We start from the raw sequence: 25,230 nt of genomic DNA, 5'->3' as shown, positions 1-25,230 counted from the left end.
GATCCTGCCGAAAAGCAGGTCAGCCTCGTCAAGCGCATCTGGTGACGGCTGCGGAAACTCGTCGGACAGGCGGAGCGGCCGGATGGTCCAGCCAAAGCAGGTCAGCGCTTCGCTGAGGCGGCGGTCGTAGAGATAGCCGCCAGTCCGCTGATAAGGGTCGCCAGGGATCGCGAAGACGAGCTCAGGCACGCGGCGGCACCGACGCCTTGTAACCGGCCCTGGCGACATGGCTCTCGTGGAGCTCGACCCCCACCGCCGTCACTTTGTCCGACCCGGGGCCGAGTCGTCCGCCCTTTAGATCATCCACGAAGCGGCCCCAGATCCAGTGCGACAGGAACTCGGTCGTGGTGTTCTTGCCCGCGAACATGTCGAGTTCGTCGAGATTCTTGTAGTTGATCTCGGCGCACACTTCCTTCAGGCGGTCGATGGCCCGGCCGATATCGACCACGATCCCATCGTCGTCGATCTCTGGCCGCTCGAAGGTCACGTCCACCACGAACGTGGCGCCGTGCAGCTTCTGCGCCGGGCCAAATACCTCGCCGCGGAAGCTGTGCGCGATCATCACGTGGTCACGGACGGTGACACTGAACATTGCTGAAGGCCTCCGGTTTAGTCGGTGTTATCGTAGACGATGAGCGGGGCGCGAGTGTCACCATCTACGAGCCGGGACATTGCTTGGATCGGCAGGTCGGCAAAGCGGATGGGCGGACCGATCAGGGCATCCAGCGCCGGATCCTCAAGCAGGTGCACGGCCCGCCGCTTTCGCTCCGCATAGTCCACCCGCGGCCGCATGAAAGGTGCCACCGAGCCGACCTGCGAGGAGACGATCCGGATGCGGCGGCTATGAAAGCCTCCGCCAAGCATGGCGGGGGCTGCCCGATCACCGTACCAGGACAGTACCAGCAGCGTTGCCTCTTGGCCGCACAGGGTCAAAGCCATATCGAGCGTCTCGGGCCGGCCGGTCGCCTCGACCACCAGATCATAGCTCTCGGTATTGCCGTTCCCGAAGGGAACACCCAATGCGTTAGCCAAGGTCTCCTTCGCAGGATCGATGTCGAGCAGGACGACGTCCACTCCAGCCGTGCGTCTGGCGATCCTGGCAAACAGGCAGCCGAGAACGCCGGCTCCCACCACGGCGACCCGCATTCCGGGCGTGAGCGGGGCGTCCCAGGCGGCATTGAGCGCCGTCTCCAGGTTCGCAAGCAGGATAGCGCGCTGCGGCGGTACCCGATCAGGTATCAGGGTAAGTGCCGAAGGATCGTCGACGCCGAACAGGTCTTGGTGAGGATGCAGGGTAAAGACGGTCCGGCCGAGCCACTCGGGTGGTCCCTGCTCGACCTTGCCGATTACGCAGTACCCGTACTTGACCGGAAATGGAAACTGGCCGCCCATCCCTGGGCACGCCATCCGAGCCCGCTCACCTGCCGGCACCCGGCCTTCCGCCACCAGCCGCTCGGTGCCTCGTGACAGCGTGCCGAAGCGGGCGCGGATCTGCAGCGGGGCATTCCCGGGATCGGCCGGAAGAAGAGCGCCGATGCCCTTTTCCCTCCACCAGAATGCCCTTGCCTTCATCCGTTCGTCCGTCGATCAGCCGTTCCTCATGCCGACCCGTCGGTGAGCCAGGTCAGGGCCTGCTTCCAGAGGCGAGCATAGCCTTCCCACTGTACGAACGTCTCGGGCAACCAGTGCGGCCCGATGTCGGAAGTCCAGACCAGCGTCCTGCCCTGGCCATACGTACCGGTGACCAGAAGAGGGTGGCCACCCTGGTCGGCTGGCGCACGGGCCAGAACCTCGACGCCCGGCTGGTTCTTGACGACCACCTCGTTCAGTCCGAGCAGGACCGGCCAGCTCGTGCCGAGACCAGCCAGGATCGGATGGTCCGGCTGGACCAGGTCGGGCGCGAAGCCCTCGGGAATCTCGATGCGGTCGTCGACCGGCAGGCAGGTGACCGGCAGGACCTCTTCCACCGCGGTCTTGCCGTAGCGCGCGGAGCCATTGATCCCCTGGAAGGACAGGTAGCCGCCGATCATGAACAGCGCCCCGCCCTTCTCCACATACTCGCGGAGCAGCTTCAGGCGGTTGGGGACGGTCTTGCCGGACAGCCAGACGTCCGGATGCAGAAGGAGGGTATTGGCACCGATGTCCGACAGGATCACCACGTCGTAGCGCTGCAGGTCCTCGAGCTTCATGGGGAAGGCCGTGGCCGCCTCATGCGACGGCATGTAGCGCAACGCGAACTCGCTGTCGGCAAGCGCCTTCACCAGGGGCTCCGCGCCCAGGTGAAAGGTGACCGAGCTGAACTGGTCGAAGCCCTTGGTGTGGACGGCGGATGTGGCCCAGCTCTCGCCGGCCAGCAGCACTTCTTTTTTAGTCATCGGATTCTCCAAGGGGCGTGTTCAGGCGGTCGCGTCGAAGGCCTGCCGGGGATTCTGCACGAGCATGCGCTGGATGGCATCCTCCGGCACGCCGTGGCGGCGCAGGCGTGGCACGAAATGGCGCAGCACGAAGGCGTAGCCGTTGCCGCCATAGGCCGTCAGCATGTTCTTCAGGAACACGTCCTGCGACAGCAGCAGCTTATGTCCATAGCCATCCTCGACCAGCCGGCGGATGGCGCGCGCATAATCCTCGTTGGAAGGGCATTGCACGCCCTGGTCCGCATAGAAGAAGTCCATGCCGATCATGTCATACTCAAGGAACGCTCCGCGGTCGGCGCAGGCCTTCTGGTAAACGGGATCGTCGAAGGACGGGTTCATGTGGCAGAGGATGGTGTGGCGCAGGTTGCCGCCCTCCTCCTCGATCATGTCCAGCACCTCCAGCCCCAAGCGAAACCAGCCGGGCAGGTGGATCATGATCGGCAGCTGCGTGCGTCTCTGGGCGCGCGCGGCACCGCGCAGGGACTTGCGCTCTTCTGCCGTGAAGTCGGAGCTGACGCCGATTTCGCCGATCAGACCGATCTTCACGCCGTCGATGCCGACCAGCGCCTCGGCCACGATCTGGTCGGCCACATCGTCGATGGACATGGCAGCCAGCTCGGGCGGGTGGGAGCTGTGCAGGTAGTAGCCTGAGCCCATCACGATGTTCAGGCCGGTCGCCTGCGAGATCCGCTGCAGCGCCTGCGGGTTGCGGCCGATGCCGCGGCAGGTCGGATCCACCACGGTGGCGCCACCGGCACGCTTGAAGGCGGTCAGCTCCTCGATGGCGAGGGGCTCGTCGTCCAGGCCGCAATTGTGCAGGTTGACGAACGGGTCCTGCCGCAGCTCGGACAGGATGCCGATATGGACCTTTGCGTGCGCCAGATACTCCCGCTCGGGCTCCTTTGGTGGATTCCACCAGCAGCGGCAGTCATTGAGGATGTGCTCGTGCGGCAGCGTGATACCCATGTCGGCCGCAGCGATCGGCCCGGTCACGGTCATGACCTTGCCAGACCCGAGATGGGCCTCTGACAGTTCGCTCATGTCTTGCGTCCGCCCCGGAAGACCTTCGTGTTGAGCCAGATGGCGGCGAGGATGATCAGGCCCGTCACGATCTGGGTGAAGAACGGCGAGATGTGCGCCAGGATCAGGCCGTTGCCGATGACGGCGATGGTAAGCGCGCCCAGGCAGGTGCCGAGGATCGTCCCGCGCCCGCCCATCAAAGACGTGCCACCAAGCACCACCGCCGCGATCACGTCGAGTTCGAAGCCGACGGCGGCGTTGGAGGAGCCGGAGCCAAGGCGGGCGGCGATCACGATTCCGGCAAGGGCGGCGGCAGCACCCGTGAGCACATAGACCATCGTCGTCACGCCGCGAACGTCAATGCCGGCCCGCCGTGCCGCCTCAGCGTTGGCGCCGACAGCCGTAACGTAGCGGCCGAACCGGGTGGAGGCCAGCACGGTGGCACTCACCACCATCACCAGGACAGCCAGGATAGCCGGCAGCGGAATGCCGAATAGCCAGCCGCGGCCGATCTGCACGAACCAGTTGTCGGATGCGATCGGGATCGAGAAGCCTTGGGTGAGCAGGAGGGCCACGCCGCGCAGGATCGACAGGCCCGCCAGCGTCACGATGAAGGCTGGGATGCCCTCGCGCGCCACGAACCAGCCCTGCAGCGCACCGATGCCGGCGCCCAGGAGCAGCATGCCCCCCACCACCATCGGCCAAGGGATACCATATTGCAGCAGGATCGCCGCCAGCGCATTGACCAGCGCTACGGTGGAGCCAACCGACAGGTCGATACCGCCGGTCGTGATCACGAAGGTCATGGCGACCGCGACGATGATCAGCGGGGCCGACTGGCGCAGAAGGTTGAGCAGGTTGACCTGGCTGAGGAACGCGTTTGTCTGGGTTGCGAACAGCACCACCATCAGAAGGAAGAACGCGGCGATGCTCAGGACCTGGGCGTGACGTGCCAGGAAGTCATGGTGACGCGGGCCGGTCGGCCGACGCTCGTAGACAGGACGGGTGCTCACGCCGCTTCGCCCTTCAGCTTCGCCGCCTTTCCGCCCACGATCAGCCCGACCAGGTCTTCGAGGTCGGTTTCGCCGATGTTGCGTTCCGCCACCTTCACCCCTTCATACATCACTGCAATCCTGTCGCAGACGCGGAACAGATCCTGCAGGCGGTGCGTGATCAGGATGATCGAGGTGCCATCCTCGGCCAGACGCCGGATCAAGCGAAGCACCGCCTCCACCTCGGCCACGGCCAGGGCCGAGGTCGGTTCGTCCATGATCAGGACACGCGGGTTGAAGGCTGCGGCGCGGGCGATCGCGATGGACTGGCGCTGCCCGCCCGACAGCTTCTCGACATAGGCATCGAGGCTGGGCACGTGGATGTCGAGGGCATCCAGATTGCGTCTGGCCTCCTCGCGCATCCGCTTCTTGTCGAGCAACTGGAAGCCCAGGAAAGAGCGGCGTGGTTCGCGGCCAAGGAACAGGTTGCCGGCCACGTCGACCGTGTCGCACAAGGACAGGTCCTGATAGACCATCTCGATGCCGATCCCGCGGGCCTCGGCCGGCGTGGTGTACACGGCCTCGACGCCATCGACGAGGATGCGACCCTGGTCTGGGACATAGGCGCCGCTGATGATCTTGGTCAGGGTCGACTTGCCTGCGGCATTGTCGCCGACCAGGCCCAGTACCTCGCCCGGCATCAGGTCCAGGTCGACACCGCGCAAGGCCTCGATCGACCCGAAGCGCTTCCTGATGCCGTGCAGGCTCACCCGGGGAACGGCAGCCGCCTGCGCGGCTGCCGTGCTGTCGCCCATGCTCACTTGAAGACGGCGCGATACGGCTCGACGTTGGACTTGTTCACGATCGTCACGGGCACGGCGATGTTCTTCTCCACCGTCTCGCCTTTCGACGCCTTGAACGCAGCCTCGACCGCCGCGGCACCCATGCCGGCCGGATCCTGCTGGACCACGCCTACGACATAGCCGTCGTCGATGCCCTTGATCACGGAGGCAGTGAGGTCCCAGCCGACCACCTTCACATCGGCCTGCCGGCCCTGGCTCTCGACCGCCGCCACGGCACCCACCAGGGCGGGTTCGCCAGTGGCGTAGATGGCCGTGAGGTCAGGGTTCGCGGTCAGGAGGTTCTCGGCGGCCGACATGGCGTTGTCCTGGATGTTCCGGCCATCCACGACGCCCGCCATGGTGATGCCCTCGGCCGTCGCCACGACGTCCTCGAAGCCCTTCTGGCGGACGTTCTGGATGGCGGAGTTCAGGGCACCGACGATTCCGAGCTTGGCGCTGCCGCCCATGTCGGACTTCACGATCTTGAGGAACTCCTCGCCCATCATCTTGCCGGCCAGCGCATTGTCGACGCCGACCTGGGCGACCTGGGGACCTTCAGGGAGGATCGCATCGACAGCGACCACCGGGATCTTCGCATCGGCGGCGGCCTGAACGGCCGGCATGATGCCGTTCACGTCGATGGCGACCACGACCAGAGCCGCGACCTTCTGAGCAATATAGGTTTCAATCGCGTTGTTCTGCGCAGCCGGATCGTTGTTGGCGTTGAAAATGACGAGATTGACACCGAGTTCGTCGGCCTTCTTCTGCGCGCCCTCGTTCATCTGCGTGAAGAACAGGGCCTGCTGGTTGATCTGGACTAGGCCGATGGTCGGTTCCTGGGCCCGCACCGGGGTGCCGGCGATGCCGAGGCCGGCGGCGATGGCCGCGCCGGCGAGGAGGACGTGTCGACGAAGAATCATGTCCCAGGTCTCCCCCAACTCGACGGCACCTGTGCCGGCGAGGCGTTGTCGAAAAAACCGTATCTCCATCGATTGAAACGTTCAAACTGCTTCTGCGCTGACAGCTTCCAGCAGACTGGCTCCCTTTGGCCGGAACTCCTGCGCTCCTGGAACGGTGACGGAGCGGGATGCTGCCAGAACAGCCAGGCGGCAGGCGGCCGGTGCACCATAGCCAGACAGCCAGGCGGCCAGGAAGGTGCCGGCAAAGCAGTCGCCGGCCCCTGTCCTGTCCACGGGCGGCACGGGTTCGGCCGGGACCAGTTCGGGGCTTTGGCCGGCCTGAAGCACGGCCGCGCCATCGGCCTCCAGCGTCACCACGACGATCGCCCGCCGACGCCTGTCCAGCAGGGCGTCGAACTGCTTCACCAGCTCACGGCAATTCCCCGCATGCCCAGCAACGGCGTGGGTAACATCCAGGTCGAGCAGGACCAGGTCGAACAGGGCGGTGATCAGCCGGAGCCCCTCGGGAGTCCGCAATGCCGTGGGCAGTCCTGGCGTATGGAAGGCCAAAAGCAGGCCGCGACCTCGCGCCAACGGCAGCACATCCATCAGCTCCTCCAGTTGGTCGCCCTGGATGTGCAGGCAATGGCGGCCAGCTGCCGGGGCAAGCATGTCGAGCCACCCGATCAGATGCTCCCTTGGCACCAGGAGCGGCTCATTGACGATCGTCCGCGCACCGGTACCGTCCACCAGCACGATGCACTTGGACAGCTGCGCGTCCGGGCGCCTGGATCCTGGCGTCAGCGCCACGCCGCGTTGGGACAGCAGGTCCGCTGCCCAATCGCTCTCAGGGTCGGTGCCGAGCACGGTCATCAGCTCGACCCACATCGCAAAGGGATTACCAAGCCCGGCTGCCACCACCGCGACGTTGGCGGCCGAACCGCCGAGCGTCTTGGTGATCACGTGCGCGGTCGACCGCATGTCGCGCCCCGGCAGGACAGGCAGGCGGGCGGTGAGGTCGGCGCAGAGATAGCCGACCGCCGTCAGGCGGGGGCGGTCGGGTGGCGGCATCACTGGTCCGCGACGGCGCCGGCTGTTGAGGACCCGGCCGGCTTGGTCTGGCTGATAGCCCAGGCGGCTGATTGCGCTCTCGATGGCGCCCCTGGTCGATGGAGCGACCGACCGGGCGCCGGTCAGGACATTGCTGACCGTGCCGATCGAGACGCCAGCCAGGCGGGCGACTTCACGGATGGTTGGCCGGCCGTTCCCGCTCAAGACCGCAGGTTCGCCAGTTCGGTCCGATCGGGAAAGGCGGAAATCGTGCCTCGCCGTTGGACCTTCATGCTTGCTGCCGCCATCCCCCAGCGCAGGGCAGGTTCCACATCCATGCCACGCCACAATCCCGCCGCCAGCACCCCGGTCAGGACGTCCCCCGCCCCGGTCGTGTCGAGTGCCGTGACCGCTGACGCAGGTACGTGGATGTTGTCGTTGCCTGCCAGCAGTTCTGCGCCGTCAGCTCCCCGGGTGATAATGGCCCTGGCTGCTCTGTTGACGTCGATTTGCCCCGCTTCCACGGCATTGACGATCAGCAGGTCGAGGTCCGGCAAGAACGGTACCCAGTCGAAGCCGAGGGGTGCAGGGTTAGCGAGGATCCGCATGCCACGGCGCCGCGCCTGCTGTACGGCAGCCTCGGTCGTGTCCTGCCGGAGGTTGCCCTGCACGAGCAGGATGTCGCCCGAGCCCAGGCCCGCGCAAGCCAGCGTCGCCGTCTGTGGTGCAATCGAGCGCGCGGCGTCGCTCGACGTGATGATCATGTTGTCGCCCGCCTCCGACAGCATGACGATGGACTGGTCGGTTGGACCCTGAAAGCTCACCAGGTCGTCGGGGCTGATTCCTTCCTTGGCCAGCGACCTGCGGATTAGGGCGGCATCACGGTCCGCTCCGACGGCGGCTACCAAGCGGACGCGTGCACCTGCGCGATGCGCCGCCACGGCTTGGTTCAGCCCCTTGCCGCCGATATCCTCCTGGCGAGCGTTCGTCAGGACCGACTCGCCCGGGACAGGCAGGCGCTCCATCCGCAAGGTGAGATCGATCGCGGCATTGCCCAGGACGAGCAGGGTGCTCACCGATGCTTGCCCACTTCCGCCATGAAGGCCCGCACCCTGCCGGGCTCCACCGGATTCCACCACACGCCGTCCTCCTTCAGTGAACTTGCCACGATTACCCCGCAGGCAAACTTCAGGATGCAACCGACATTGTCTTTTGTTGCGCCAGACCCAGTAACTACCGGCAAAGAAGTGGAAGAAGCAATTTCCTCTATTTCACTGGTATTGGCCGCGTTGCCCGTACGCTGGCCCGTCGCGATCACGACGTCGGCACCGGACCATTCCAGGTCTCTGGTCAGCTCCGCCACCGAGCGGTCTCCGGTGATGGCATGCGCACCGTGCTTCACATGGCTGTCGGCGAAGATGCGAATGCCCGCGGCACCCAGCGATTTGCGATAGCGGAGTGCGGTCGCGGCCGGCCCTTCGATGATCCCTTCGTTGGCGACATAGGCGTTGGCCCACTGGTTCACCCGGATGAACCCCGCTCCCGCCGCCGCCGCCACGGCCAGCGCCACATCGGCAGCGTTGGCGAGTACATTGATGCCGACTGGCAGTCCGCAGGCACGACGCACCCGCTCGGTGGCGATCGCCATGCAAGCCGCCGTTTCAGGTCCGATCCGGTCGGGCTTGAGGAACGGGACATCACCGTGGTTCTCCACGATGAACCCGTCGACGCCACCCGATGCGTAGGCTTCGGCGTCCCGCACGGCTCGTTCATAAACCTGTTCTGCAGGGCCGCCATCGTGTTCGGGCGAGCCTGGAAGCGGCAGCAGATGCACGACCCCGATCACGACGCCACGTTCGCGGCCGAACAGTGTGCGGAGCGCGTGGTCACGGGGACGTACGACGGGCGTGGTGGACATGATCCGGACCCAGGACGGGGTTCAACACTATCTGCGAAGGGCCGCTCTAGCAGCGTCCGTCGCTTTCGTCGCGGTTATCGGGAAAACAGGACGAATGCGTCCCCGGATCACAGCACAGGGCCGGGAAACGGAACTGGCCGGAGCATGAGAGCTTGGTTGGCCAGTGCAACGTCCGGGTCGCGCGGACATCGCGCCTGGGTCCGGACAGGCGACCAGGAGTTCGTGATGGTGAAGTTGAAGCCCGTGAAGGGCCAGGTGATCGTGATCACCGGCGCATCGAGCGGCATCGGGCTTGCGACGGCGCAGTCGGCGGCGGCGCAAGGTGCCAAGGTGGTGCTGGCGGCCCGCAGCGACGAGGCGCTCGAGAAGGCCGTGCAGGGCATCATGCAGGCAGGCGGCGAGGCCATCTCCGTCCATTGCGACGTTGCCCGCCGCGAGGATGTCCAGGCAGTTGCCGACAAGGCGTTGGAGCGCTTCGGCCGGATCGATAGCTGGGTCAACAATGCCGGCGTAGGCATCTGGGGGCGGCTGGAAGAAGTCAGCGAAGCCGACATGCGTCAGCTGTTCGAGATCAACTTCTGGGGGATGATCCACGGCTCCCTGGTCGCGATCCCCCATCTGGAAAAGCAGGGCGGCGCCTTGATCAATGTCGGCAGCATGGCGTCGGACCGCGCCATCCCGCTGCAGGGCATCTACTCTGCCAGCAAGCATGCGGTGAAGGGATTCACCGATGCCCTGCGCATGGAACTGGAGGAGCGCGGCGCTCCGATCTCGGTCACGCTGATCAAGCCTGCCTCGATCGGCACACCGATGCCGCAGCACGTGAAGAACTACACGTCACAGGAAGCCAGGTTTCCGCCCCCGGTCTATGCGCCGGAGGAGGTCGCCCTGGCCATCCTGGATGCGGCCGCCCATCCGAGGCGCGACATCTTCGTCGGCTCCGCGGCACAGACAGCCAGCACCATCAGCCATGCGGCCCCACGCATGGTCGACAAGGTCAGCGAGCAGGTGCTGTTCGATGCCCAGCTCGGACCCAAGCCAGTGTCGCGCGGCGACAATCTCTATAACGGCTTTGCCGAGGCGAAGGTGCGCGGCGACACGCAGGGCAGCATGATCCGTCCCAGCCTCTATACCCGCGCACGGTTACACCCGGCCGTCACGACGGCCATGGTGGCCGGCCTGGTCTTCGCGGCCGGTCGCCTCGCCCGCGGGAACCGTCCCATCTGAAGCGAGGCGGCACTGCGGGTGGGGCGGCGATCAGGGGATCAGCCGGTCCGCCCGCAGCCGCTCGAACAGATCGAAGAATGAGTCTTCCGTCGGCTGGAAGACCGTGAAGCCGAGCTTCCGGCTCTTCGTCATGTCGGCCATGACTTCCATCGGCCGGCCGACGTCGAGATCGGTATGCCAAGCCGAGGCGAGCTTGGTCAGGTCGGGCTCCACCAACTGGTGTCGCTCCGCGATCTGGCGCCAGATGGGCGCGTCGTTCGCCATTTCGGCTTCCAGCGGACGGACGTTGCCATCGAAGCCGGCCGCTTCCACGCCGAACCAGCCTGCCAGCCTCTTCCAAAGCCAGCGCCAGCGGAAGACATCCCCATTGACGACGTTGAACGCCTCGTTGTGCGCAGCCTCCGTGGTCGCAGCCCATAGAAGGTGCTTGGCCAGCACGCGTGCATCGGTCACGTCGCTCAGCCCGTTCCATTGGGCCTCCGAACCCGGCCATCGGAACGGCCGGCCGGTCTCCTTGCAGATGCTGGCATAGACGGCGAGCGTCGTGCCCATGTTCATCAGGTTGCCGACGGCCTTGCCGATGACCGTGTGAGGCCGGTGGATGCTCCAGGTAAAGCCATCGCGGGCCGACGCGGCATATACCTCGTCTTCCTGCGCATAATAGAAGTTCTCGATCGGCAGGCGCGGCTGTTCCTCGCGGAACGGCGTCTGCATCTCGCCCTTCGCATAGGCGTCGAATGGGCCGAGATAGTGCTTCAGGCCCGTCACCAGCCCGACATGACGCACGGACTTGCGTGGCGAGAGCGCCGCCAGGACGTTGCGCACCATTCCGGCGTTCACCTTGATGTTCTCGGCCTCCGTGGCATTGCGCATCCAGGAGGTCAGGAACACATGGGTCGGCGCCACGTCCTTGAGCGCCGCCTCCAGGCTGGTCGGGTCCAGCAGGTCGGCTGCCACCGGCTGCAGCCCAGGCACATCGGTCGGCGGCCGACGCGCCAGTCCATGCACCGTCCAGCCTTGGCCGGCCAGTTCGTGCGCCGTGGCACTTCCGATGATGCCGCTGGCACCAACCACCAGAGCTACGTCGCTCATCGTCTCACCTTTCTTCTCCAGTGCCAGCAGAGGTAGGGCGGGTCGGTGACCGTGGCCACTATCAGGTCGTCTTCGCCAGTTCGGCAGAGGCCGACCCCGCAAAGCGCGACGGTCGGTAGGGTGCCAGCAACGCTTCCTCACGCTCGCCAACGATCTCTTCAGCAGCGAACCGGCCGACCGCAGGCGCCAGCGTGACACCGGAATGCATCACTGCAACATAGAGGCCCTTGCGCCCGGCTGGCCGTCCGATGACAGGGAAGCCGTCCGAAGGCGTCGGCCGGTAGCCAACCGTGTGGAAATCCAGGGTGAGGTCGTCGGCACCGCGCAGGGCGGCCTTGCTGCGCTCGAACAGGATGCGTGCCGCCTCGGCCGGATGGGTGCCGGGGTCGGCACCGGAGAAGTCGGCACCGGTAACGATACGGCCGTCCATCGTCTGCCGCATATGCATGCCAGGCGCCATCACGAGCCCGTTGAGCAATTGCCTGTGAGGCCGGGAATGGACCAGCATGCCCGGTGGCGTCTGAAGCGGCAGATGTATGTCGGCCGTGGCGGCCAGCGCAGGCGTTCCGGCACCGGCGGCCAACACGACGTGGTCGGCGGGAAGCATGCCATTGGTCGTCTTGACGCCATCGATGCGGCCATTGCCATGCTGAAGGGCAGAAACTGCCGTTCGCTGCAGGATCTTGGCGCCCCGGCGCTGCGCGTCCGCCAGGAGCGCCACCGCTGCCAGGCGTGGCTCGACGGCACCTTCCTCGGCCACATGCAGGGCAAATGTCGGCACGTCCAGGAGGTTCGGCTCGAGCAGGGCGATCTCGGCCTGGGCGACTGCCCGGATGCCGTAGCCCCAGCGCCCATGCTCCTCCGCATAGGCCTGCAGTTGCGCGACCGGTTGATCCCAGCACAGGCCGCCGGTCCACGACAGCGGCAGTGCCGGCACGACCTCAGCCAACCGCCGCCATTCCGCCATCGAGCGGATCCGCAGGCGGTAATAGGGCTCCGGGTTGCCCCAGCTCGCATTGATCCAGGCAAACGAGCAGGGCGTGGCGACTCCGCCCGGCTCGCTCGCATCGACCACGGTGACCGCGGCACCGGCAAATGTCAGATGCCATGCGATGGACGCGCCGATGATGCCTGTACCGATCACGACGATCCTGGGCGCTGCCATGCTTCACCATCCTCGCGAGCGGCTTGGCTCTTCCCTACCTATTTCCCCTGACCGGCAAAACCCACTAGAAGGCCTGCCACCAACGTGGCGCCTGGATTCGTCATGCCCGCCGACCATGCACCCTCGATCGTCGCCCTGATCCCCGCCCGTAGCGGATCGAAGCGGGTGGCCGACAAGAACATCCGTCCGCTGCTGGGCCACCCGGCGATGGCCTATACGATCTGTGCTGCCCACTCGTCGGGCGTGTTCGATCAGGTCTGCGTGTCCACCGACAGCGGCGACTATGCTGAGATCGCCCGGCATTATGGAGCCGAGGTGGTGATGCGGCCGCCGGAGATGGCCGGCGATCGCTCGCCCGACATCGACTGGGTCGAGCACGCGCTGGCCACGCTGGAGCGGCCCTATGACTGCTTCTCGATCCTGCGCCCGACCTCGCCGTTCCGTCAGCCCGAGACGATCCAGCGCGCCTGGGCGCAGTTCCTGGGCGAGCGGGAGCAATTCGACAGCCTGCGCGCGGTGCAGAAGTGCCGGGAGCATCCTGCCAAGATGTGGGTGATCCGCGGCAACCGGATGTCGCCGCTGCTTCCCTTCGGGCCGCCCGAACAGCCCTGGCACAGCTCTCAGTACCCGTCCCTGCCGGAGGTCTATGTCCAGAATGCCAGCCTGGAGATCGCGTGGTCGAGGGTGGTGCGGGACGGGCGGACGATCGCGGGCGTCAGCTTCATGCCCTTCCTGACCCAGGGTTTCGAGGGGGTCGACCTGAACGACCCCGAGGACTGGTTCTACGCCCTCCACATCATCGAGCACGAGGGGGCGAAGCTGCCGGTGATCGACCGGCCGCCCATCAACCTCGGCAATGCCTGACCATCCCGATCGAACTCCATCTTCCCTGAAAGCAGCGTCTCATGGGTGAACTGACCGGCAACGCCGTCGAGGGCACGCTCTACTGGGTGGCACCCGACGAGTTCGCGCGGATCCGCAACCTTGCCATGCCCTCGGTTGCCCGGGCGCGGCTGTTTGCCGACCTAGCGCGGCTCAACACGCTCTACATGATCGCACGGGCCGGCTCCGGGCATATCGGCAGCTCGTTCAGCTCGATGGACATGGTCGCCTGGCTGCACCTGGAGGAGATGCGCGAGGGCGACGTCTATTTCTCGTCCAAGGGGCATGACGCACCTGGGCTCTATGCGGTGCTGACGGCCCTGGGGAAGCTGCCGGCCGACCTCATGCACCGCTTCCGCAAGCTGGGCGGCCTGCCGGGCCATCCGGATGTCGGCACGCCCGGTATGGTGACGAACACCGGCTCGCTCGGCATGGGCATCTCCAAGGCGAAGGGCATGGTGCTGGCCAACCGGCTGCAGCACGGCAAGAGCCCGCGGATCTTCGTGATGCTGGGCGATGGCGAGCTGCAGGAAGGGCAGATCTGGGAGAGCCTGGGCGGAGCAGTGAATCGCTGCCTCTCCGAGATCACCGCGATCGTCGACCACAACAAGCTGCAGTCGGACACCTTCGTGAAGCAGGTTTCCGACCTGGGCGAGCTGGAGGCGAAGTTCGCCTCGTTCGGCTGGCACACGGTGCGGGTGGACGGCCATGACCTGCCACGCTTCGCCGAGACGCTGGACGGCATCCGCGGCGTGAAGAAGCCAAAGCTCATCATCGCCGACACGGTGAAGGGCAAGGGCGTGTCCTTCATGGAGCACGTGGCGATGGAGAGCGATGCCGCGATCTATCGCTTCCACTCCGGTGCGCCGCAGGCCGCGGACTACACGCGTGGCGCGCAGGAGATCATGGACCGGATCAACAGGACGCTGCGGGAGGCCCGTGCCGCCGAGCTGTCGCTGGAGACGGTGGAGCGGCCGGTGGCGGCGCAGCCGGCGCAAGCACCGGAGCGGCTGATCCCGGCCTACTCCGAAGCCCTGCTCGACGTCGCAGCCGGCAATCCCAAGGTAGTGGCACTCGACGCCGACCTGATGCTCGACTGCGGGCTGATCCCGTTCAGGGACAAGTTCCCCGAGCGGTTCATCGAGTGCGGCATCGCCGAGATGGACATGGTGAGCCAGGCCGGCACCATGGCGCTGAACGGTCTGGTCCCGGTCTGCCACAGCTTTGCCTGCTTCCTCGCCACCCGTGCCAACGAGCAGATCTACAACAACGCGACCGAGCGCTCGAAGGTCGTCTACATGGCAGCACTGGCGGGGCTCGTCCCGGGTGGTCCTGGCCATTCGCACCAATCGGTGCGGGACATCGCGGCCATGGCCAGCACGCCCGGGCTGACGCTGGTGCAGCCGTCGCTGGCGGCCGAGGTCGGGCCGCTCGTCCGCTGGGCGCTGGAGACGAACACCGGCAGCTCCTACCTGCGTTTCGTCTCGATCCCTGTGTCGGTGCCCTACGAACTGCCGGCCGGCTATCAGGTCCAGGTAGGCGAGGGCTGGGTCGCGAAGGACACCGGCACAGACGTTGTGATGATCGCCTATGGCCCCACCATGGCGACCCAGGCCTGGCACGCGCTCGACAGGATCGGCGGCGGTCGCCTCGCCATCCTGCCCTGGCTCAACCGGCTCGACCATGACTGGCTGGAGGAGGTCACAGCCGGTGCCACGACTGTCGTCACCATCGACGATCATTATGTTGAGGGCGGCCAGGGCGTGATGATCGGTGCAGCGCTACAGAGGCTGCATTTCCCGGGCCGGGTGCTGCACCTGGGGGTGGACCGCATCCCGTCATCCGGCGGCAATGACGAGGTCCTGGCCGACCATGGGCTGGATGCCGCCGGCATCGCGAAGGCGATCGGTGGCTGAACCGCTCCGGCTCGGGCTGTTCGCGGCGTTCGATCCGAGCTGGGGAGGCGGCGAGAGCTATCTGCTCAATCTCCTGGACGCGATCGGCCGGCGGCCCGAGCTGAAGGTCGTCCTGTTCCATGGTCACGACGCCAGCAGCGAGCGGGTCGAACGTTGGCGTGGTCTTGGCAGCGAGACGGTGGCACTGGATCAGCTGACGCGCCACCGGCCGGCATGGTGGGGCCGCAAGCTCGGCGAGTACCTGGATTTTCCGAGGGTGGACGGCTTGGATCGGGTGCTGGCGGGCCGGGTGGACGTGACGTTCCTACGCCCCCTGCCGTGCCGGGCGCCGGTCGTGCCGAACGTCCATTGGATCCCGGACTTCCAGGAGCGGCACCTGCCGGACATGTTCACGGCTGCCGACCAGCGCACCCGTGCCTACGAGCATGCCCGGTTCCTGGAACGCTCGGCCCTAACGATCGTGCAGACGGAGGAGGCGGCCGTTGAACTGGCAGGCTGGTTCCCGATGCACGCCGATCGCGCACGGGTGCTGCCGTTCGCCGTGACGGTCCCGCGGAACGTCATGTCGACCGACCCGTTGGCCGTCATCCAGCGCTATGAGCTGCCGGAGCGCTTCGTCTACCTCCCTGCCCAGCTCTGGCGGCACAAAAACCATGCTCTCGTGGTCGAGGCGCTGGCGATGGTGCCCGACCTGACGATCGTGTCGACGGGGCATCTGGTCGACTATCGCGCGCCCGACCATGTCGTGGCGCTGCGAGCGCGCATCCAGGCGCTGGGCCTGGGTCAGCGCTTCCGCCTGCTGGGACCTGTGCCGCTCGAGGTGGTCTTCGCCCTGCACCGGCGTGCCATGGCCCTGCTCAACCCCTCGCGCTTCGAGGGGTGGAGCACGACCGTCGAGGAAGCCAAGGCACTGGGCCGGCCGCTCCTCCTCTCGGACATTCGTACTCACCGCGCCCAGGCTGAACCCGGACGCGCCTCATGGTTCGGCGTCGATGACATGGCCGGCCTCGCCCGTGCCCTTGAGCAGGTGCGCGACCATGGCAGGCCCGGTCCCGACCTGATGAACGAAGCCCAGGCCCTGGATGCCTATGCGCTGGCGCGGGCGAGGTTCGGGCGGGACTTCGTCCGCATCATCGAGGCGGCGGCCGCCGGATGAAGCCGGGTCTCGTCGACGGGTTCGTGGGCGTGCTGGTGTTCAGCCTGACCTTGCCGGCGACGCGGGCGGCGGTGGCGGTGCTGGACCCCTGGTTCGTGGCGTTCGGCCGGCTGGCGCTGGCCGGCATGGTTGCCGGGCTCACGCTCCGGCTCTCGCGTGCCGCCTGGCCCGACGCGTTGCAGCGCCGGGCGATCGTCCGGGTGGTGGCAGGCGTCGTGCTGGGCTTTCCGCTGCTCACGACCCTGGCCCTCCGACACGTCGAGTCCGCCCATGCGGCCGTGGTGATCGGGCTCCTCCCGCTCCTGACGGCCGTGGCGGCCGTGATCGTGGCGGGCGAGCGGCCGAAGCCGGCCTTCTGGCTGTTCGCGATCGGCGGCGGCGCCTGCGTGGTGGCCTACACGCTGGCGCATACGACCTTCGATGCGGCGCTGCCGGACGTGCTGCTGCTGGCCGCGGCCCTGCTCGCTGCCTATGGCTATGCCGAGGGGGCCGTGCTGGCGCGGACCATGCCCGGACTGCAGGTCATCGCCTGGGCGCTGGTGCTGGCCCTGCCCATCAGCCTGCCCGCCAGCCTGTTTCTCCTGCCCGGCGTCCCGCTCGACGCGCCCTGGCAAGCCTGGATGGGCTTCCTCTGGGTTGCCATCTTCAGCCAGTATCTCGGCTTCTACTTCTGGTATCGCGGGCTGGCGCGGGGCGGGATTGCCAGCGTCGGCCAAGTTCAGCTGCTGCAGACCTTCCTGACGCTGGGCTTCTCCGCCCTGCTGCTGGGCGAGGCGCTGGACCCTTGGATGCTGGCGGCAGCGGCGGGGACGCTGCTGTGCATCCTGGGGGCCAGGGCCTCGCGCTGATCAGTTCGTGGCATTTTGCACGAATGCCATGTTCGCCTCGCGGATCTTCTTGGCGGCCTCGTCGTAGAGGAAGGGCAGGAAGGCGTAGCGCCGGCCGCTGGTGACCTGTGTCGCCTCGTGGAGCAGGGAACAGGAGAAGACGACCCCGCCGCCGGTGGGTGCGCGGTAGGTGCGGCTGCCGAACTCCGGGAAGCGAAGGTCGCCGCCTTCGTACTCGTCGGCGTTCAGGTTCACCGACACGGCGAAGCGACGGTGCGCGGTACCCTTGGTAGTATTGTCGCGATGGGCCCGGAAATGGCCGCCGTCCTCCGCAGCGTAGCAGGCGACGATGTAGCGCTCCATCCGGGTCACGTCGAACTGGTAGGCCTTCTTGATCTCGGGGATGACCCGCCGCATGAACCTGGTCTGGATCGCCCGGGTGATCTTGTCGTCCTCGATGGTCCAGTCGCTGCGCACCTTGTGGGAGCGGTCCTTCACTTCGACGGTCTTGCCGTCGATCTCGCGCATGAACCCGCTCTCGCGGCCGCCGTTCTTCTCGTAGCCCTCGATGAGCATCCGGCAGAACTCCGGCTCGAACACCGACGGGATCACCAGGATCGGAGCGTGGGCCAGCATGGGCGGAAGGGCGTCCGCCTTCGGCACCGCAGCCAGGATGTCCAGGACCGTCTTGGCATGGCGGGCCGGGTCGGCCTCCCGGACCATGCTCACGACCTGCAGGCGCGGACTGATGACGGCGGTGACGACCTCGTCCTGCTTCACGGCGAACTGGCCGGCAACTGAGCGGTCGAAGTCCCAGAAGGCACGCACGCCGGGCGTGCGCAGGGGCAGCCGGTTGGCTTCCTCGTCGGCCGAGTCGGCGCTCACGAAGAACAGGCCGGCATGGGAATCGTCGAAGAGCGGGGACGCCGCCAGGCCGGGCGCGATCGCTGCGGCACGCTCGTCGCCCATCCCGGGAATGAAGGTCAGGGCCAACCAGCGGCCGGCGGCCGTGTCGAACTTGAAGGCCGCCGTATTGGACGAGCGGACCACGAACGACGGGCAGGGATCGCCGACCAACATTTGCTCTACATCCGTCCAGAAGTGACCACGGTCTGCTGGATTAACATCTGTTCATGTCATGTCAACCACCGGATGAACTGTGCAACCCTCCGATGCTCGGACGGTTCAGCGCAGCACGTCGCGCGCCGCCTGGACATCGACCAGCACGCCCGAATGGGTCTGCCGCCGGACGAGGATGGCGATGATGAGGATCACGGCCGGCGGGACGATCAGCGGGTCGATGAACCAGGCAAAGCCGGCAAGCCCGAAATAATAGGCGCGCAGGCCGTGGTTGAAGTCGTGCGCGGCGCGGCTGAAGTGGCGCGCATAGATGGGCGCCAGTGCCACGATCTTGGCATCGGGCAGCGGCGCCGGCGGTGCCGCGCCGACCATCGCGATCATGTAGTTGTACTGGCGGATCGCCCAGGTGAACTTGAAGAAGCCGTAGACGAAGATGGTCAGGATCACGACCGTCTTCAGCTGGGTCAGCCAGACCGTCGGCGGATGGGCCACGAGGAACCGGCCGAGCGTGCTCACGATCGTCTCGGCATTGGCCAGCGCGCCCAGCAGGGCACCGATCACCAGCACGGTCGTCGAGGTGAAGAACGAGGCGCTGGAGATGACGTGGCCGATCAAGGCCGCATCGGTGATGCGGTTCTCGCGCTTGAGCATCGACACCATCCAGTCCTGGCGGATCTCCAGCATGGTGTCGTTCAGCGTCGTCCGGTACCGGCCGATCACGGCGAGCGACAGGGGATAGAGGCGCCAGCTTCCGACCAGCATGGCAATCGCGAGCAGGTCTGGCCAGTAGACGGGAATGAGGTTCGTATCGACCGGCACGTGGCCTCACTTGGTCGGGCGGATGCCTGGCAGTGGTAGACGCAGGCCCGCCGAGCGTCACGCCGGCTCGTCGTCGCCTGGCCAGCAGTTCGGGCCGTTCGGGTCGATCGTCTCGTAGTCGGCGCGGTCGGCGACATAGATGTGGCGGTCGATCGAGAGGCCGCTCGGCTGGTCGATCGAGCCGGCCGAGAACGACAGGTGCCGGCCGTGGGAGGGCTTCCAGAACATGGACGAGCCGCAGACCGAGCAGAAGCCGCGCTCGGCCACGTCCGAGGAGCGATACCAGGTCAGCTTGTCTGCGCCGGAGAGGTGCAGGCGATCGGCCGGGGCTGCGGCGTAGGCGCCGAGGAAGCCATGGACGCGCCGGCACTGGCCGCAATGGCAGACCGAGATCGCCCGCACGACGCCATCCACCCGATAGCGCACGGAACCGCACAGGCAGCCGCCGGTCGTCGTCATTGCGCGAATGCTCCTCGTGGCTCAGACAGCGCAGCAACGATAGTTCGGCTGATACGGAGGACCAATCATCATGACGCTCGTCCGCAAGACCTACGGCAAGGACAGGGTCCGCGTCCTGCGCGTGCAGCGCGAGGTACCCGGCCGCCCGGCAGGCTGGCACGAGGTCCGCGAAACCACCGTGCAGGCGATGGTGACCGGCGACTTCGCCGAGACCTTCACCCATGCCGACAACTCCAAGTCGATCTGCACGGACACGGTGAAGAACATCGTCAACATCGTGGCGCGCGAGAACGTGGCGTTCGGCAACGAGGCGTTCTGCGCGGCGATCGCGCGGCGGCTGCTCGACGAGTACCCGATGCTGGATGGCGCCACCGTCACCGGTCATGAGACGATCTGGCGCCGGATCGTCTCGGACGGGGAGCCGCAGCCGCACGGCTTCGTGCTGGACGGCAACGGCAAGCCGTTCGCCAGGGTCACCATGACCCGCTCCAGCATGACGACGGAATCGGGTATCTCCGGCTTCACCTTCATGAAGTCGACCCAGTCCGGCTGGGCCGGCTACGTCAAGGAGCCCTTCACCACGCTGAAGGAGACCCACGACCGGATCGCCGCCACCGCCATGGACGCGTCCTGGCGCTGGCACAGCGTGCCGTCCGACTACGACGCGGCAAAGGCGATGGTCCTCGACACCATGCTGAAGGTCTTCGCCGGCACCTACAGCCACTCCATCCAGGACAGCCTGTACCGGATGGGCACGGCCGCGCTGGAGGCCGTGCCGGAAGTCGAGGAGATCAGCCTCGCCTGCCCCAACAAGCACTACCTCCTGGTCAACCTCGAGCCGTTCGGGATGGACAACGACAACCTCGTGTTCACGGCCACCGACGAGCCGCACGGCCAGATCGAGTGCACGGTCGGGCGGAGCTACAACCAGTCCTGAATGTCTAAGACATTCAAGTGATTGAAGAAGCAGGCCTTCCTTGGGTTCGTTCCTGCAGTTTCCCGTCCGTGCGAACATGACCGGCTGGTTCCCCGACACAGAGTCCAGCCGGCATCATCGCATAGGCGTGGATACCGGGGAAACGGAATTGGCGCTGGCGCCTCAGTTCCGACTTGGCCAAGCCTGCCGCAGCTTTACGCTCAGGATGAAGCCGGCCAGGACCAGGGTGATGCCATTGCCGATCCAGACCGATGGCGCGGCCCGCAGCACGCCGTAGATCGCCCAGAGCGCCACGCCACCTTCGAGGATCAGCAGGGTGGGCAAGCTGAAATCATCGGCGCTACCTGTTCTCCAGGTCTTCACGGCCTGCGGCAGGAACGCGAACGTCGTCAGGAAACAGGCGACAAGGCCTATCAACTCGATCCTGTCCAACTCGTCCTCCCTGGCCATCGCTGACCGGTCCATGCGCACTCGCTTGCGCCGCTGCTTCCACACGCCATAGTTAGCGCCATGATGCTCTTTGCAGCAGTACGCACAAAGTGAACATGTAGTATCATGGATGATAGCAAGAGCCGCAGGGCGACCCGACGCAAGGCCGGCCGCACCGGCTGCGCCGTGGAGGCGACGCTGTCCGTGATCGGCGGCGTGTGGAAGCCGGTGCTCCTCTTCCACCTGCTGGAGGGCAAGCTGCGCTTCAACGCGCTATGCCGGCTCACGCCCTCGGCAACAGCCCGCATGATCACGCTTCAGCTGCGCGAACTCGAGGCCGATGGGGCTGTCCGGCGTACGGTGTTTCCCGAGGTGCCGCCCAAGGTCGAATACGAGCTGACGGACCTCGGCAGGTCGCTGGCGCCCGTGCTGCTCAGCATGCGTGACTGGGGCGACCGCCTGCGGGCATCGGATCGGGCGAGCGATCCATCGGACTAGCCGTCCGAGTGGCCGAAGACGCCCTTGCCTCGACCTATGGCGATACCTTCCGCGGAACGGATGCGGTGCCGACGCGCCTCGCCGGGATGCTTCAGGACAGCGTCGGATGGCGTGGGCCGAGCTTGGCGGTGGGGCTGCATGGCGTGCCCAGGAAGTGCCAGGAGGAGTTGTTCAGGACCATCTCGCAGCGGGCGAGCTGGCGCTGGCCGGCGACCTCCAGGCAGACGACCTCGCCCTGCTGCGCGATGCCACCCGGGTAGGTGCACGGACAGGGCCGGTCGACATGAGCGACGGCAACCGGCGTGGACAGACCGCCACCAAGGGCCAGCCAGGCCAGCGACAGAACGAGCGACCTTCGCATGGGCACATCCCGAGCCGATCGGTCATCATCCCACGAAGAGATGGGTGGAACAACGTCGTCCTGCGTCGTGCCGCCGAAAGGTCCCGTCCGGCCTGGCATGGTCGCGGTCGTCGCCCGGCCTACCTGCGCTCACATCACCCGGTGCAGCCGCCTGGTGGCATGGGTGAAGCAGCCTGCAGGACGCGCGATGCCGGACGACCTCCTTCAGCCCCCTCATCCCGGCCGCCACCGCGCGATGCTCGAAAGCTACGGCTTCGGCTTGTTCCCGGTCCCGGCCTATCGCGACGCCACCGTCGGCGAATGGCGCATGGCGCGCTACGGGGCCGGTCCCGTCGAGGGCTATGTCTCGGGCCTCGTGATGGAGCCCTGCCGCCATGTCCTCCACCAGGGCCGGACGGCATGGATGTCGACCAGCCTGATGGAGCAGGAGAGCCATGCCTTCCATGTCCACCAGGCACGGGGCGTGGTGGTCGTGGCGGGGCTCGGGATGGCGATGTACGCCCATGCCGTGTCGCTCAAGCCCGAGGTGGAGCGCGTCGTGGTGGTCGAGCAGGCGCCCGAGGTGATCGCGGTCATGCGCGAAGCCGCAGGGCTGGCGGACTGGGCCGGCCGGGAGAAGGTGACGATCCTGCAGGCCGATGCGCTCGGGCCCGAGTTGCCGGCGCAGGTGAAGGCAGCGACCGGCGGGCGACATGCCGACTATCTCTATGCGGACATCTGGCCGGTCTGTGGTGCGAGCGAGGCGCCGGCCCAGACGGCGGGCATGGTCCGGGCGCTGGGCCCCGAAGCCGCCGGCTGGTGGGGGCAGGAGCTGTCGTTCGGCATGTGGTGCCAGGATCGGGAACGGGCGCCGGACGAGGGATCGCTGCGTGCCTATGCCGCCGAGACCGGCGTGCCGATCCCGGTCACCGCGGGCTACGCCGCCTTCTGCCGCGACGTGATCGCCGCACGGCTGCCGCGCAGGAGGTGGCCAGGCTGGAGCCAGCTCTGGCGCATGGCCTGGCCGGCACGACGGTCATGAGCAGCACTTTGGCCGCGCCGGCGCGGTCCGCTCAGCCGCCGGTCGTTCCTCGGGCGACGAGGCCAGTGCTCAGGATACCCGGTCCCCGTCCCGCAGCACGGCCTCGACCATCTCGGTATAGAACGAGATCAGGCCTCTGATCTTCGGGATCTCGGGGATGGGGTCGCGGTACTGCCAGGCGATGTTCTCGTGGGTCTTTCCGTTGATCGTGGCGGACCAGTAGGAGGCGACACCCTTGTAGGGGCAGCGCGTGGTCTTCGGCGAGAAGGTGAGCAGTTCCATGCGGACGTCGTCTTCCGGCAGGTACCAGCGCACTGGATGGTTGGTCTCGACCAGCATGACCGGGCGGCGGCTGTCGGCGACGACGACGCCGTCGATGATCACCTGGATGTGGGCCGAGCTTTGCAGGGTGTCGACGCGGACATGCGGGTCGCGGGCGTGCACGAAAACCTCCTCGTCTTCCTCGAACCAGGCATCGGCGGCCTTCCAGGCAAACGCGATACGGTCGGCCAGCGGTGCCAGGACAGGGTGGGGCGGCTCGGGGAAGCTCCAGGCGCCATCCTCCACCCGGCGTTCGCCGGAGGCCAGGGCGAAGTGCGTGGTACGGCCGCCCAGCTCATGGTCGGAGGTCACGGACGTGGTGTGCAGGTGCTCCGGTTTCACGTCCTTGCGCGGGAAATAGTAGACCGGCAGGCGGCGCTTGCCGCGCAGGAGCAGAGTGCTGCGGCTGTCGGCGATCACCTGGCCTGCGAATACCACGCGGACGCGCTTGGGGCAGGGCAGGACCTCCACCTGCGGATGTTCGGTGCTCACGCGGCACTCCCTTCGGTGGCGAAGCGGTTGGGTGGGCGCTTGAGGCCCAGGCGGTCGCGCAGGGTGCCCTGGCCGTACTCGCGATGGAAGACGCCGCGGCGCTGCAGCTCCGGGACGACCTTGGTGGCGAAGGATTCCAGGCCCTCGGGCAGGAGCGGGAACATCAGGTTGTAGCCGTCGGCGGCCCCGGCGGTGAACCATTCCTCCAGGCGGTCGGCCACGTCCTTCGGCGTGCCGGCGACCGTGGCCACCGCGCCGGTATTGGCCATCTTGCGGCCCAGCTCGCGGATCGAGAGCTGCTCGCGAGCGGCTGTTTCGCGGACCAGGCGCAGATGGGTGTGGCCGGAGTTGAAGCCGGTCTCGTCCGGCAGCTCGGGCATCGGTCCGTCCAGCGGGTATTTGGACAGGTCCATGCGGGTCCAGTAGGACAAGAGGTCGACGCCGACCTTGTCCAGCAGCAGGCCCTGCATGCTCTCCGCCTTTTCCGCCGCCTCGTCGGCGCTGTCGGCCACGACCGGCTGGATGCCCGGGAGGATCCGGAGATCCTCAGGCGAGCGGCCGAAGCGGGCCAGGCGCTCGTTCATGTCGGCCCGGTAGCGCAGGCCTTCCTCCACGGAGCGGACGATGGCGAAATGCAGGTCGGCATGCTTGGCCGCCAGGTTCTTGCCGTCGTTCGACGAGCCGGCCTGGACCAGCACCGGGTGGCCCTGGGGCGGGCGGGGCAGGTTCAAGGGGCCGCGCACCTTGTAGTGCTCGCCGACATGGTCGAGGTGGTGGACCTTGGCGGGATCGGCGAAGAAGCCGGTCTCCTTGTCGATCAGGAGAGCCCCGTCCTCCCAGCTGTCCCACAAGGCCTTCACGACCTCGACGGATTCATGCGCACGCAGGTAGCGCTTGGCGTGCTCAAGCTGGCTGTCCCGGCCGAAGTTCAGGGCCTCCTCGTCCATGGCCGAGGTGACGATGTTCCAGGACGAGCGGCCATGGCTGATGAAGTCGAGCGAGGCGAACTTCCGCGCGATGTGGAACGGCTCGTTATAGGTGGTCGACGCCGTGCCGATCAGGCCGATCTCGCTGGTGACGGCGGCCAGCGCGGAGAGGAGCGTGAACATCTCCAGGCGGACGTTGGCGTAGTGCGCGATGCCGCTGGGGAGCTGGTCCCAGATGGCGACCTCGTCCGCCACGAACAGCACGTCCATCTTGGCCCGCTCGGCCGTTTCGCAGAGGCGGCGGTAGTAGGCTAGGTCGAGGATGTCCGCGCCAGGGGCATCGGGATGGCGCCAGGCGACGCGGTGGTCGCCCTGGGGATTGAAGAAGAAGGCGCTCAGGATCATCGAGTTGCGTGCTGCCATCGCTTGCGTCGTTTCCAGTCTTGGATCCTCGGGAGAGAATGAGGTCGGGTGGCGCAGGAATCAC

General features: G+C 66.8%; 27 protein-coding genes and 1 pseudogene. 8 read left to right on the top strand and 20 right to left on the bottom strand.

Annotation, left to right across the window (positions count from 1 at the left end; translation table 11 throughout):
• From VHL31_RS19000 to VHL31_RS18950, 11 genes and pseudogenes are all read right to left on the bottom strand, one after another.
• Positions 1–189: pseudogene (locus tag VHL31_RS19000) on the bottom strand (glycosyltransferase family 1 protein); the annotation flags it as partial.
• Entirely contained in the window at positions 182–592 is a 411-nt protein-coding gene (locus tag VHL31_RS18995; protein ID WP_329662817.1) for a 6-carboxytetrahydropterin synthase, read from the bottom strand. The pseudogene VHL31_RS19000 and the gene VHL31_RS18995, both read right to left, overlap by 8 nt.
• Before the next feature lie 17 nt (positions 593–609).
• Entirely contained in the window at positions 610–1,572 is a 963-nt protein-coding gene (locus tag VHL31_RS18990) for a zinc-binding alcohol dehydrogenase (RefSeq protein ID WP_329662816.1), read from the bottom strand.
• A gap of 26 nt (positions 1,573–1,598) precedes the next feature.
• On the bottom strand, positions 1,599–2,375 hold the full coding sequence (locus tag VHL31_RS18985) for a glutamine amidotransferase (RefSeq protein ID WP_329662815.1): 777 nt from the start codon (positions 2,373–2,375) through the stop codon (positions 1,599–1,601).
• A gap of 21 nt (positions 2,376–2,396) precedes the next feature.
• Positions 2,397–3,455 (bottom strand): hypothetical protein, encoded by a 1,059-nt coding sequence (locus tag VHL31_RS18980; RefSeq protein WP_329662814.1) that lies wholly within the window; start codon positions 3,453–3,455, stop codon positions 2,397–2,399.
• Positions 3,452–4,447: an ABC transporter permease gene (locus VHL31_RS18975; protein ID WP_329662813.1), complete on the bottom strand. Its 996-nt coding sequence runs from the start codon at positions 4,445–4,447 to the stop codon at positions 3,452–3,454. The genes VHL31_RS18980 and VHL31_RS18975 overlap by 4 nt, the downstream gene beginning before the upstream one ends.
• Positions 4,444–5,241 carry an ATP-binding cassette domain-containing protein gene (locus VHL31_RS18970; RefSeq protein ID WP_329662812.1) on the bottom strand — a complete coding sequence of 266 codons (798 nt, stop codon included), beginning with the start codon at positions 5,239–5,241 and terminating at the stop codon, positions 4,444–4,446. Before VHL31_RS18970 ends, VHL31_RS18975 begins: the two co-directional genes overlap by 4 nt.
• A gap of 2 nt (positions 5,242–5,243) precedes the next feature.
• Positions 5,244–6,188 carry a substrate-binding domain-containing protein gene (locus VHL31_RS18965; protein ID WP_329662811.1) on the bottom strand — a complete coding sequence of 315 codons (945 nt, stop codon included), beginning with the start codon at positions 6,186–6,188 and terminating at the stop codon, positions 5,244–5,246.
• Between the two features lie 81 nt (positions 6,189–6,269).
• The gene (locus tag VHL31_RS18960) at positions 6,270–7,442 is read right to left on the bottom strand and encodes a carbohydrate kinase family protein (RefSeq protein WP_329662810.1); all 1,173 of its coding nucleotides are present in this window, start codon (positions 7,440–7,442) and stop codon (positions 6,270–6,272) included.
• Complete coding sequence (locus tag VHL31_RS18955) at positions 7,439–8,293, bottom strand: ribokinase (protein WP_329662809.1); 855 nt, start codon at positions 8,291–8,293, stop codon at positions 7,439–7,441. Before VHL31_RS18955 ends, VHL31_RS18960 begins: the two co-directional genes overlap by 4 nt.
• The gene (locus VHL31_RS18950; RefSeq protein ID WP_329662808.1) at positions 8,290–9,135 is read right to left on the bottom strand and encodes a BtpA/SgcQ family protein; all 846 of its coding nucleotides are present in this window, start codon (positions 9,133–9,135) and stop codon (positions 8,290–8,292) included. The genes VHL31_RS18955 and VHL31_RS18950 overlap by 4 nt, the downstream gene beginning before the upstream one ends.
• A 225-nt stretch (positions 9,136–9,360) precedes the next feature.
• Between VHL31_RS18950 and VHL31_RS18945 the strand changes: the two genes are divergently transcribed.
• Positions 9,361–10,362, top strand: a complete 1,002-nt coding sequence (locus VHL31_RS18945) for an SDR family oxidoreductase (RefSeq protein ID WP_329662807.1) — start codon at positions 9,361–9,363, stop codon at positions 10,360–10,362.
• A 30-nt stretch (positions 10,363–10,392) separates the two neighbouring features.
• On the opposite strand, the gene VHL31_RS18940 is transcribed toward VHL31_RS18945, so the two are convergent.
• Together VHL31_RS18940 and VHL31_RS18935 are read right to left on the bottom strand one after the other, a co-directional pair.
• Positions 10,393–11,454, bottom strand: a complete 1,062-nt coding sequence (locus tag VHL31_RS18940; protein ID WP_329662806.1) for an SDR family oxidoreductase — start codon at positions 11,452–11,454, stop codon at positions 10,393–10,395.
• Between the two features lie 61 nt (positions 11,455–11,515).
• Entirely contained in the window at positions 11,516–12,619 is a 1,104-nt protein-coding gene (locus tag VHL31_RS18935) for an FAD-binding oxidoreductase (protein ID WP_329662805.1), read from the bottom strand.
• 102 nt (positions 12,620–12,721) lie between these two features.
• Between VHL31_RS18935 and VHL31_RS18930 the strand changes: the two genes are divergently transcribed.
• The 4 genes from VHL31_RS18930 to VHL31_RS18915 are packed head-to-tail and all read left to right on the top strand — an operon-like array spanning position 12,722 to position 17,421.
• Positions 12,722–13,483 (top strand): acylneuraminate cytidylyltransferase family protein, encoded by a 762-nt coding sequence (locus VHL31_RS18930; RefSeq protein WP_329662804.1) that lies wholly within the window; start codon positions 12,722–12,724, stop codon positions 13,481–13,483.
• A 41-nt stretch (positions 13,484–13,524) separates the two neighbouring features.
• Complete coding sequence (locus VHL31_RS18925; protein WP_329662803.1) at positions 13,525–15,417, top strand: transketolase C-terminal domain-containing protein; 1,893 nt, start codon at positions 13,525–13,527, stop codon at positions 15,415–15,417.
• Positions 15,410–16,573, top strand: a complete 1,164-nt coding sequence (locus VHL31_RS18920) for a glycosyltransferase (protein WP_329662802.1) — start codon at positions 15,410–15,412, stop codon at positions 16,571–16,573. The genes VHL31_RS18925 and VHL31_RS18920 overlap by 8 nt, the downstream gene beginning before the upstream one ends.
• Positions 16,570–17,421, top strand: coding sequence for a DMT family transporter (locus VHL31_RS18915; protein WP_329662801.1), 852 nt, complete (start codon positions 16,570–16,572; stop codon positions 17,419–17,421). The genes VHL31_RS18920 and VHL31_RS18915 overlap by 4 nt, the downstream gene beginning before the upstream one ends.
• Here VHL31_RS18915 and VHL31_RS18910 read toward each other — a convergent pair whose 3' ends face one another.
• The 3 genes from VHL31_RS18910 to VHL31_RS18900 form a co-directional block, all read right to left on the bottom strand.
• Complete coding sequence (locus VHL31_RS18910; RefSeq protein ID WP_329662800.1) at positions 17,422–18,480, bottom strand: 2OG-Fe(II) oxygenase family protein; 1,059 nt, start codon at positions 18,478–18,480, stop codon at positions 17,422–17,424.
• Between the two features lie 105 nt (positions 18,481–18,585).
• A complete protein-coding gene (locus VHL31_RS18905) occupies positions 18,586–19,299 on the bottom strand; it encodes a DUF599 domain-containing protein (protein WP_329662799.1) in 714 nt (237 codons plus the stop codon).
• Between the two features lie 57 nt (positions 19,300–19,356).
• On the bottom strand, positions 19,357–19,758 hold the full coding sequence (locus tag VHL31_RS18900; RefSeq protein WP_329662798.1) for a GFA family protein: 402 nt from the start codon (positions 19,756–19,758) through the stop codon (positions 19,357–19,359).
• A 70-nt stretch (positions 19,759–19,828) separates the two neighbouring features.
• On the opposite strand from VHL31_RS18900, the gene pucL reads away from it, so the two are divergent.
• Positions 19,829–20,695 carry a factor-independent urate hydroxylase gene (pucL, locus tag VHL31_RS18895; protein WP_329662797.1) on the top strand — a complete coding sequence of 289 codons (867 nt, stop codon included), beginning with the start codon at positions 19,829–19,831 and terminating at the stop codon, positions 20,693–20,695.
• Positions 20,696–20,857: 162 nt separating this feature from the next.
• On the opposite strand, the gene VHL31_RS18890 is transcribed toward pucL, so the two are convergent.
• Positions 20,858–21,160 (bottom strand): SemiSWEET transporter, encoded by a 303-nt coding sequence (locus VHL31_RS18890; RefSeq protein WP_329662796.1) that lies wholly within the window; start codon positions 21,158–21,160, stop codon positions 20,858–20,860.
• A gap of 90 nt (positions 21,161–21,250) precedes the next feature.
• On the opposite strand from VHL31_RS18890, the gene VHL31_RS18885 reads away from it, so the two are divergent.
• Positions 21,251–21,622, top strand: a complete 372-nt coding sequence (locus VHL31_RS18885; protein WP_329662795.1) for a helix-turn-helix domain-containing protein — start codon at positions 21,251–21,253, stop codon at positions 21,620–21,622.
• A gap of 91 nt (positions 21,623–21,713) precedes the next feature.
• On the opposite strand, the gene VHL31_RS18880 is transcribed toward VHL31_RS18885, so the two are convergent.
• Entirely contained in the window at positions 21,714–21,983 is a 270-nt protein-coding gene (locus VHL31_RS18880; RefSeq protein WP_329662794.1) for a hypothetical protein, read from the bottom strand.
• Positions 21,984–22,170: 187 nt separating this feature from the next.
• Between VHL31_RS18880 and VHL31_RS18875 the strand changes: the two genes are divergently transcribed.
• Complete coding sequence (locus VHL31_RS18875) at positions 22,171–23,004, top strand: hypothetical protein (protein WP_329662793.1); 834 nt, start codon at positions 22,171–22,173, stop codon at positions 23,002–23,004.
• A 69-nt stretch (positions 23,005–23,073) separates the two neighbouring features.
• Here the strand turns inward: VHL31_RS18875 and VHL31_RS18870 are convergent, their stop codons facing one another.
• A complete protein-coding gene (locus tag VHL31_RS18870) occupies positions 23,074–23,817 on the bottom strand; it encodes a DUF427 domain-containing protein (protein WP_329662792.1) in 744 nt (247 codons plus the stop codon).
• Positions 23,814–25,166 carry an LLM class flavin-dependent oxidoreductase gene (locus tag VHL31_RS18865; RefSeq protein WP_329662791.1) on the bottom strand — a complete coding sequence of 451 codons (1,353 nt, stop codon included), beginning with the start codon at positions 25,164–25,166 and terminating at the stop codon, positions 23,814–23,816. Before VHL31_RS18865 ends, VHL31_RS18870 begins: the two co-directional genes overlap by 4 nt.
• Between the last annotated feature and the right edge of the window lie 64 nt (positions 25,167–25,230).

This window comes from Geminicoccus sp., from assembly GCF_036263595.1.
Classification (GTDB): domain Bacteria; phylum Pseudomonadota; class Alphaproteobacteria; order Geminicoccales; family Geminicoccaceae; genus Geminicoccus.
This window is presented reverse-complemented; position numbering and strand designations above follow the sequence as displayed.

What these genes read in the sequence shown, in the direction of transcription:
- VHL31_RS18890 (WP_329662796.1), bottom strand. Translation starts at nt 21,160, where the DNA reads ATGGACCGGTCAGCGATGGCCAGGGAGGACGAGTTGGACAGGATCGAG.
- VHL31_RS18915 (WP_329662801.1), top strand. Translation starts at nt 16,570, where the DNA reads ATGAAGCCGGGTCTCGTCGACGGGTTCGTGGGCGTGCTGGTGTTCAGC.
- VHL31_RS18970 (WP_329662812.1), bottom strand. Translation starts at nt 5,241, where the DNA reads ATGGGCGACAGCACGGCAGCCGCGCAGGCGGCTGCCGTTCCCCGGGTG.
- VHL31_RS18900 (WP_329662798.1), bottom strand. Translation starts at nt 19,758, where the DNA reads ATGACGACGACCGGCGGCTGCCTGTGCGGTTCCGTGCGCTATCGGGTG.
- VHL31_RS18965 (WP_329662811.1), bottom strand. Translation starts at nt 6,188, where the DNA reads ATGATTCTTCGTCGACACGTCCTCCTCGCCGGCGCGGCCATCGCCGCC.
- VHL31_RS18935 (WP_329662805.1), bottom strand. Translation starts at nt 12,619, where the DNA reads ATGGCAGCGCCCAGGATCGTCGTGATCGGTACAGGCATCATCGGCGCG.
- VHL31_RS18925 (WP_329662803.1), top strand. Translation starts at nt 13,525, where the DNA reads ATGGGTGAACTGACCGGCAACGCCGTCGAGGGCACGCTCTACTGGGTG.
- VHL31_RS18885 (WP_329662795.1), top strand. Translation starts at nt 21,251, where the DNA reads ATGGATGATAGCAAGAGCCGCAGGGCGACCCGACGCAAGGCCGGCCGC.
- VHL31_RS18980 (WP_329662814.1), bottom strand. Translation starts at nt 3,455, where the DNA reads ATGAGCGAACTGTCAGAGGCCCATCTCGGGTCTGGCAAGGTCATGACC.
- VHL31_RS18880 (WP_329662794.1), bottom strand. Translation starts at nt 21,983, where the DNA reads ATGCGAAGGTCGCTCGTTCTGTCGCTGGCCTGGCTGGCCCTTGGTGGC.
- VHL31_RS18940 (WP_329662806.1), bottom strand. Translation starts at nt 11,454, where the DNA reads ATGAGCGACGTAGCTCTGGTGGTTGGTGCCAGCGGCATCATCGGAAGT.
- pucL (WP_329662797.1), top strand. Translation starts at nt 19,829, where the DNA reads ATGACGCTCGTCCGCAAGACCTACGGCAAGGACAGGGTCCGCGTCCTG.
- VHL31_RS18990 (WP_329662816.1), bottom strand. Translation starts at nt 1,572, where the DNA reads ATGAAGGCAAGGGCATTCTGGTGGAGGGAAAAGGGCATCGGCGCTCTT.
- VHL31_RS18950 (WP_329662808.1), bottom strand. Translation starts at nt 9,135, where the DNA reads ATGTCCACCACGCCCGTCGTACGTCCCCGTGACCACGCGCTCCGCACA.
- VHL31_RS18910 (WP_329662800.1), bottom strand. Translation starts at nt 18,480, where the DNA reads ATGTTGGTCGGCGATCCCTGCCCGTCGTTCGTGGTCCGCTCGTCCAAT.
- VHL31_RS18865 (WP_329662791.1), bottom strand. Translation starts at nt 25,166, where the DNA reads ATGGCAGCACGCAACTCGATGATCCTGAGCGCCTTCTTCTTCAATCCC.
- VHL31_RS18875 (WP_329662793.1), top strand. Translation starts at nt 22,171, where the DNA reads ATGCCGGACGACCTCCTTCAGCCCCCTCATCCCGGCCGCCACCGCGCG.
- VHL31_RS18945 (WP_329662807.1), top strand. Translation starts at nt 9,361, where the DNA reads ATGGTGAAGTTGAAGCCCGTGAAGGGCCAGGTGATCGTGATCACCGGC.
- VHL31_RS18930 (WP_329662804.1), top strand. Translation starts at nt 12,722, where the DNA reads ATGCCCGCCGACCATGCACCCTCGATCGTCGCCCTGATCCCCGCCCGT.
- VHL31_RS18995 (WP_329662817.1), bottom strand. Translation starts at nt 592, where the DNA reads ATGTTCAGTGTCACCGTCCGTGACCACGTGATGATCGCGCACAGCTTC.
- VHL31_RS18985 (WP_329662815.1), bottom strand. Translation starts at nt 2,375, where the DNA reads ATGACTAAAAAAGAAGTGCTGCTGGCCGGCGAGAGCTGGGCCACATCC.